The following is a 7,363-nucleotide window of genomic DNA, read 5'->3' as shown; positions in this document are numbered from 1 at the left end:
CGTCCAGGCTTCCCTGCGCCACTGGCGGATAATCAGGACCGGGATTGAGTTGTTCCTCTTGACCATAGTCCAGTTCGGCAGTACGTTTGGTCATAAGCTGCTCAAAAAGAAAATTAGCTGCATAGAGCACCCCGGCCCGACTACGGAAGTTCTGAATCAAATCAATCCGTTTACAACCAGGCACTGTATCCAAGCGATAATTATGGTACTTATCCATGAACAACGCTGGTTCTGCTAGCCGAAACCGATAAATACTCTGCTTGACATCTCCTACCATAAATAGATTGGGCTGCGATTCATTGGCAATTAGCCTGATGATTTCCTCCTGCACGCGGTTGGTGTCCTGGTATTCATCCACCATAATCTCGATGAATTTTTCTTTTAATTTAATGGCCACAGCAGACGGTTTAGAGTCATCCGGGGTAGCTGCTTCATTCCGCAGTAACGCCAGACATAAATGCTCCAAATCGTTAAAATCAACTACCCCTTTAGCCTGCTTCGCCTCTTGGTAGGCGACCGCGAACTCCTTGACCAGTTTGACTAAAGCCATAATCAGCGGCTGCGTCTGCCGCAAGTCAGCAACAAGCTCCTTCCCGCTGCGTTCAAAATACGCTGCCTTGACATCGGTAATTCGCTTTTTGGCTTTATTGCGCTGTGCCTGGAAATAATCTTTTACTGATTTGGGTACCTCTTTACCTACTGCTGCAATCCGCGGAAAACTCACTTCGTCCAGTGCGGCTGCCAATGCCGCCCAAGAGGTGCGAGCAGCAGACAAAAGCCGGTCAATAATTTGGATATCCTCAGCAAAAGTTTGCCCGTAAGCAGCCGGATTTCCTGGCCTCCCGGCCTCTTCCATGAGCGCTACCAACCCCTGCCTGGCCTCTTCCCACTCTAGGATAATCTTGTCTCTGACCAAATCAGACCAGGGGGTTGAGTCAAAATCGGCCTCCGGCGCGATCACAAACGCCTTAGGTAGACTGTCTAGCCAATAATCCGGCCACGGATGGCTTCGAGAAAATTCATATAGCTTGAGCACCAGTCCGGCCAGTGAGCTATCGCTGTCCTCATCGCCATAATGCTCAATCAGAGTCAGAAAATCCGGCTCGGCTTGCCTATAACCTTTTTCAAATACATGCTCTAATACATCGCTTTTGATAAGTGTTATTTCCGTGTCATTGGCAACCCGAAAATTGGGTTCAATGTGTAGCAGATAAAAATACTGCCGTACCAGGCTCTGGCAAAATGCATGCAAGGTCGAAATATGAGCAGCATTTAATAATACCAATTGCCGTTCTACATGACGTCTTAATTCTGGGTCTGTTAGTTCCGGTTTGCGCAACAGCGCATTTAACGCCTCACCAATACGGCTTCGCATCTCATTGGCAGCCGCATTCGTAAATGTCACTACCAACAGACGATCCACATTAAGTTTCTCAGCCGGATCAATAATCCGACGGATAATCCGCTCTACCAGCACCCATGTTTTGCCTGACCCGGCTGCAGCAGCTACTAACAGATTATGATTGCGAGTCTCGATGGCTGCTTGTTGCTCTGGCGAACATTGCATTATTCTGTGTCTCCTTTCCGCCGACGCAAATCATCAAAAATCTCCTGGTCTGACAACCTGGGTAATACCAAATACTCATTTTCCGGCAAGTTGTGGTCAAACTGACAAACCGGCCGAAAAACGCAATAACCGCAAGGAGTAGCTTTATCCAGACGATACGGTCTGATGGCTGTTTCTCCGGCTAAAATGGCCTCAGCTACCGCCAGTAGTTCCTGCTTGACATGGGTTAATAACAATTCAAATTCTTCTTTGGTTCTAAGTTTATCTCTGCAGCTCTCGTAAAAGCCTTTTCCCCCGAGTGCTATTTTGAAAAACTCTGACCAGCCATCCAGCGTTTGCTCCAATAACCTTACAATATTAGTATCTGCCAGTAGCCATCCAGGCATTTTGAGCTTGGCATTGATATCCTTCTCGATTTGCTCCGCTGTTTTTAATGTATCCGCAGATACAACCGGATTTTTTAAAAAGTAATATAGCACGCCGGCGGGTATACAGTCTGCGGTTCCTTGCCGCGCGTGTATTGCCACAAGCAAATAGGTTAGTAGCTGCAGTTTTAGTCCATAGTATACCTCAGCCAGACTGAGCCAGGCTCCGCCTGATTTGTAATCAATCACCAGAACATACGGTTGTCCCTCATATTCGCCGAAATCCAGGCGGTCAATCTGTCCGACCACTTCCACATGAACCCCAGGTAATCCCAGTCGGAGCGGCGGCAGTGCACCTGGCCCTCGCCCAAATGGCTGTTCAAAAGCCACGGGTTTAAACTGACTAACCCTTGCCCATGCTGCCAAACGGCTTACCGCTCTTACTGCCCGCCGCGTCAGGCGGGTTACTAGGTGCTCATGCTGTTTACTGCTTAACAAAATTTCATTCTGCAGTTTCGGCGCCAGTTCGGTTACAATATTGGCACACAAATCGTCAATCTGGCTTTGCGTAATATCCCCCCAGCTTTGGCCACGTTCAGCCAGCCGATCGCCAAACTGCTTCAAAACCGCATGCAAAAACTGTCCCAAATCTGGAGCCTGCAACTGATATACTGCCCGTTCCTTAAGAGATAAGCCATATTGAGCAAAATGCTTGAACGGACAAGCACGAAAGGCCTCAAACCGGGTTACACTACCACGCAGTATGCCATGCTTCACATACAGTTTTCCAGCTAACCCAGGTTTTAAGCGTTTAAGCTGGTTGTAATGAAACAGTCCTGCCAGTTTTATCGTTAACTGTTCTCGCCAATGCTCATCAGTCAGTGCCCAATTATAGACATCCCACCATGCTGCACTTATCTGTCCGCTTTCCCGGTACCGGCGTAAGGCTCCTGCCAGTGCTGCCAAAGCACGTTCCGGGGTGGCAAGATACTCGGCTTCCCGGCCGGGAGGCGGCTCAATCGGTAACGCCCGCAGCTCACAGCCGGTAATTTCCCTCAGGCGTCTGATAATAGAAGACGGTGCCAGCGCCTTGCCTTCGGCGTCTGCCAGAGGATAACTTACCCATAGGCGCTGACTGGCCCGAGTCAGCGCCGTATATACCAAGAACTGCTCGGCAAAGACATCGGCCGCTGCGCCCCCGCTAAGCTCAAGTCCCAAATTTCGTAACAGTTCTCGATCACTATCACTTAATAATCCTTCTTCGCGGCGGCGGCGCGGTAATACCCCGTCACTGGCTCCAGGTACAAAAGCCGCCTTGATGTTAAGCCGGCGTGTACGTTCTAGGGAAGCAATAGTAACATAATCAAGCCCTGGGGGAATGAGACTAAGTTTTGTGCCTTCTAACCCTTCACTGATAATGGCAGCAAACTCTTCCAGTGTCAGCGGCTGATCAGCAAAAGTATCAACAATCTGGTCTAATAGTTCTATAAGCTTGGGCCACATCTGCTGGTGTTCCCGAGCTTGTTCCAGATCTCCGGCTGCTTCTGCGGCTGCTGCCCAGACTGCCAGTGTATCTGCCACTTGTAAGGCAGCCAAAAAATCATAGACAGCTTGAGCCAGTTGCAGCGGCGACTGGCCTTCCCGCAATGCAGGAGTTAGCTTTTGGAATAAAATCACCAACTGCTCTGTGCTCTGACGCCTGATAGAATTGATTTTGCGCAAATACTCCTTTTCACTTTCACTGGGTTCATCACCAACCCATTCGTCTTCTGCCAGAGAATAACGGCGGCGGAACGTCCACTCCTCCGGGCTCGTCCAGCGTGAGCCACGAATACCAAATTTCAGGCAATAGTTTTCTAATATATCTACTTCATCTCGCGTGACCGGAAATAGATCGGTTTTGAGACAGCGAAATACCGGTTCATAGCTCCAATCTTCCATAACAACATCCAGCGCTGACCGTACCAGTTCGGCCAGCGGATGTTGTACGGCCGACCGGGTGTTATCTTGAAAAAACGGAATGCCATAATCCGTAAGTACAGTAGCCATCAATTCGGCATAGCTATCCATATCACGAATAAGAATAGCCATATCCCGCCAGCGTAAGCCCTCTTCGCGGCTCAATCTGATAATTTCGCAGGCAATCGCTTCAGCTTCTATCCGCCGATTGGCCGCTTCAGCCAAGACAAAACTATTGTCAGTCATCGGCACTACCTGGACTTTCCCGCCAAAAAACTGCTGTTCAATGGCAAGCAGCACTGGCTGCCGAAAACGGTGAGGAACAAGCAGTTCCTGGCAGGTAATATCAGCCTTTAACCCTGTCGCTAACTGTTTTAATTTATGATAGGTTTCCCATTGACGATGAAATAGAGCTTCTTCCCTGGCATGTAGCGATGTATCGGGTTGTTCCAAGCAAAGAGTTATGGTAGTCGTATCAGCGGTCTTTATGATGGCAGCAAGCACCGCATATTCCTGTGGCGTAAACCAGGCAAATCCGTCTACCCAAACCTCAGCGTGCTTAAGCAGGTTTGACTCCGGGATCTTTTCTGCCAACAGCCTAAGATAATCTTCCGGGTCCGTATACCTCCCGGTCAAAAATTCCTCAAATTTCTGGTATAACAGTGCTAAATCATGAATTTTCCCTGCCAGCACCTGATTGCCCTGACATGCTTCATGATTGGCCAGCTCTGAAAGGATATCTGGACTAACACCATACGTTTTAAACTCTTTAACAAGTCCTTCAACGGTAGCTGCAAAACTTTTTTCTGTGGCCGCACGAGTTAATAGCTTAAGGTTACCCTTATTTTCCATGAGAAGCCGGCTAAAAATCATACGTTTGCCCAATTCAGAAATATGCGGCCTAGCGGCCCCCCCGGTTTCATGCAAAACCCGGTGAGCCAGCCGGCGAAATCCCACGACATGAGCTCTAACAAAGCCTGCTGCCGGACAGGCAGCTGCCAGGGCTCGTTCCACCTCGTAGGTAACCTGTTCTGGCACAATAAAAATAAGCGGCCGACCATCAGGCGATTCGGCCAGCCGTGTACTTATTTCTTCAATGCATTTCCAGGTCTTACCGTAACCGGCCCGACCCAAAATAAAAGTAAGTTTCAAACGCCTATCCTCCTATATTGCCCTTTTCCACCATCTCATAGAACTAAAATTAGCGAACAAATTCCTCGTCAGATACAATAATTCGCTACCCTAAGCAGCTTTCCTTCTAGATTAAATTGCTAAATTTGTAAAATCATGAACCTATATACATATGTTTAAGAATTTCCGCCATTTGCTCTGCGGTAACTGGAACCGGGTTTACTCTGGTAGAACCTTTGAGACAATTGGCTACAATATTATCAAAATCTGTATTAAAATCATCGCCGGCTATACCAACTGCTGCTAGACTGGTAGGAATATTCAGTTGCTGATTCAGGTTCTTAACGGCCATAATAAAATCGCATCCCTGTCTGCAGCCAATACTTCGTGCCAATTCGTCTAACCGCTTGCTTACCACAGGGTCTTGGGCATTATATGCTAGTACATAGGGAAGTGCAACAGCATTTAGCAGGCCATGTCCTAAATTAAATCGACCGCCAAGTGCATGTGAAATGCCATGAGCCATGCCTAATCCGGTATTGTCAAAGGCTAGACCGGCTATGCATTGATAGTGATGTACTTTTTCCCGACTTTCAATGGTTTTTTCCTGATAAGATACCGGCAGCCATGTAAATAAGCCGGCAACCGCTCCCTTAGCCAGTACTGCGCTTATATCATCTACATTCCGATTAATATAGCATTCTACCGCATGCGTGAGAGCGTCCATACCCGTCTCAGCCACAACATTGTCTGGCATTGTCATGGTAAGATCGGCATCAAGAATAGCTATATCTGGAATAAAGGCCGGCGTCTTTAAGCCAATTTTTAGTGCTAACTCGCGAAAGGTAATGACAGCAGCTTTTGTCACCTCTGTGCCCGTACCCGACGTCGAAGGAATGGCTACAAACTGAAGCTGTTTGCGCTCTGATGGCAACTCACCCGCCTGGGCACGAGCAAAATCCAGTTCCGGATATTCATAAAACAGGGCCATGACCTTGGCTGCATCGATCGGAGATCCACCGCCGACAGCTACCAGCACATCAGGTTTAAATTCGCGCATACGGACAAGTCCATCCAGAACGACCTGAGTATCAGGATTTTTGCCAATACCACCGTATACATAAGTAGTGCAGCCGGCTGTTTCTAAGAGCCCCTCCACCTTGGCAATTACGCCATTTGCCTGCATGGCACTGCCGCCAGTAACAATAAAAACCCGTTTAGCCTGTATATTATTTAGTGCGGCAATAGAGCCGCGGCCAGTAATAATAGCCCGGCCGCCTAGCATAAGTTTTTTCATCTGCAACCATCTCCTTGTTGAAGTAGTGCCGAAAATTCAGTTACCAAAATTATAGTTCCACATCGCAAATCATTTAGAGTATCTGCCCCTCGCTGACGACTCAGATTTGATAGTATTAGTATTGGATAAAAAATAATTTTTACCTGCCACGAATAAGAAAAGACCGGGCTTGTTCTTAGTGTCCCTAACGTCAGATCAAATCGATATGCGATTCATAGTACAAGCGTAGGATCGCACCACCAGTAACGCATAACAGAAAAAGCCCTTGTCGGCGATGTTGCTGGTGCTCTTTCGCAAAAAAGCCGCACCAGCACTTACGCTGATACGGCTCTTGCACAACTTACTTTTGCGGTTGTTTGCCAAACCATTTTTCGTAGATTTTGGCGTATTCACCATTTTGTTTTATTTCATCCAAGGCTTTGTTAATTTTTTCAGCCAGTTCGGTGTTCTTCTTGGCTACGGCAATACCATATTCTTCAGCATTTAGGATATCGCCAACCAGCTTAGCTGACTTGTCGCCGCCTTTAGCCAGGAAGTATTGATTTACTGGAAGATCATTCACAACAGCATCGGCGCCGCCAGCCTTGAGTTCAAGAAAAGCCTCTGACGCACTGTTAAACTCACGAATTTTGGCATCTTTAATTTTTCGGGCTTGTTCAGCACCAGTAGTACCAATTTGCACAGCAATCCGCTTGCCTTCCAGATCCTTGAAGCTTTTAATAGTATCATCGTCGGCTTTTACTACAATTGACAGACCAGCTTGGTAATAAGGCTTGGAAAAGTTAACCTTCTTAGCACGCTCATCAGTAATCGTCATGGCTGACGCAATTACGTCAATCTGACCACTTTCCAAAGCGGGGATCAAACCGTCAAATGCGGTATTAACAATTTGTACTTCTACCCCCATCTGTTTACCAATGGCTTTCATGATATCTACGTCAAAACCAACATATTCTTTGCTGTTTTCATCCTGAAACTCAAATGGCGGGAAAGTAGCCTCGGCACCAACTTTTAAAACTTTTTCACTGGCATGCTGAGCTTGCT

4 protein-coding genes are annotated in these 7,363 nt (G+C 47.5%); all 4 read right to left on the bottom strand.

Annotated elements, in window-relative coordinates; genetic code table 11:
* A partial coding sequence (locus AC29Z1_RS10790; RefSeq protein ID WP_488271465.1) for a UvrD-helicase domain-containing protein occupies positions 1-1,567 on the bottom strand: 1,567 nt, incomplete at its 3' end.
* The gene (addB, locus tag AC29Z1_RS10785; RefSeq protein WP_488271464.1) at positions 1,567-5,043 is read right to left on the bottom strand and encodes a helicase-exonuclease AddAB subunit AddB; all 3,477 of its coding nucleotides are present in this window, start codon (positions 5,041-5,043) and stop codon (positions 1,567-1,569) included. The genes addB and AC29Z1_RS10790, both read right to left, overlap by 1 nt.
* Before the next feature lie 133 nt (positions 5,044-5,176).
* Positions 5,177-6,319 (bottom strand): iron-containing alcohol dehydrogenase, encoded by a 1,143-nt coding sequence (locus AC29Z1_RS10780; RefSeq protein ID WP_488271463.1) that lies wholly within the window; start codon positions 6,317-6,319, stop codon positions 5,177-5,179.
* Positions 6,320-6,659: 340 nt separating this feature from the next.
* A partial coding sequence (locus AC29Z1_RS10775) for a basic amino acid ABC transporter substrate-binding protein (RefSeq protein ID WP_488271462.1) occupies positions 6,660-7,363 on the bottom strand: 704 nt, incomplete at its 5' end.

The sequence above is a fragment of the Sporomusa sp. genome (assembly GCF_057736855.1).
The sequence above is the reverse complement of the archived record's forward strand: the minus strand, read 5'-3'. Positions and strand labels throughout refer to the sequence as shown.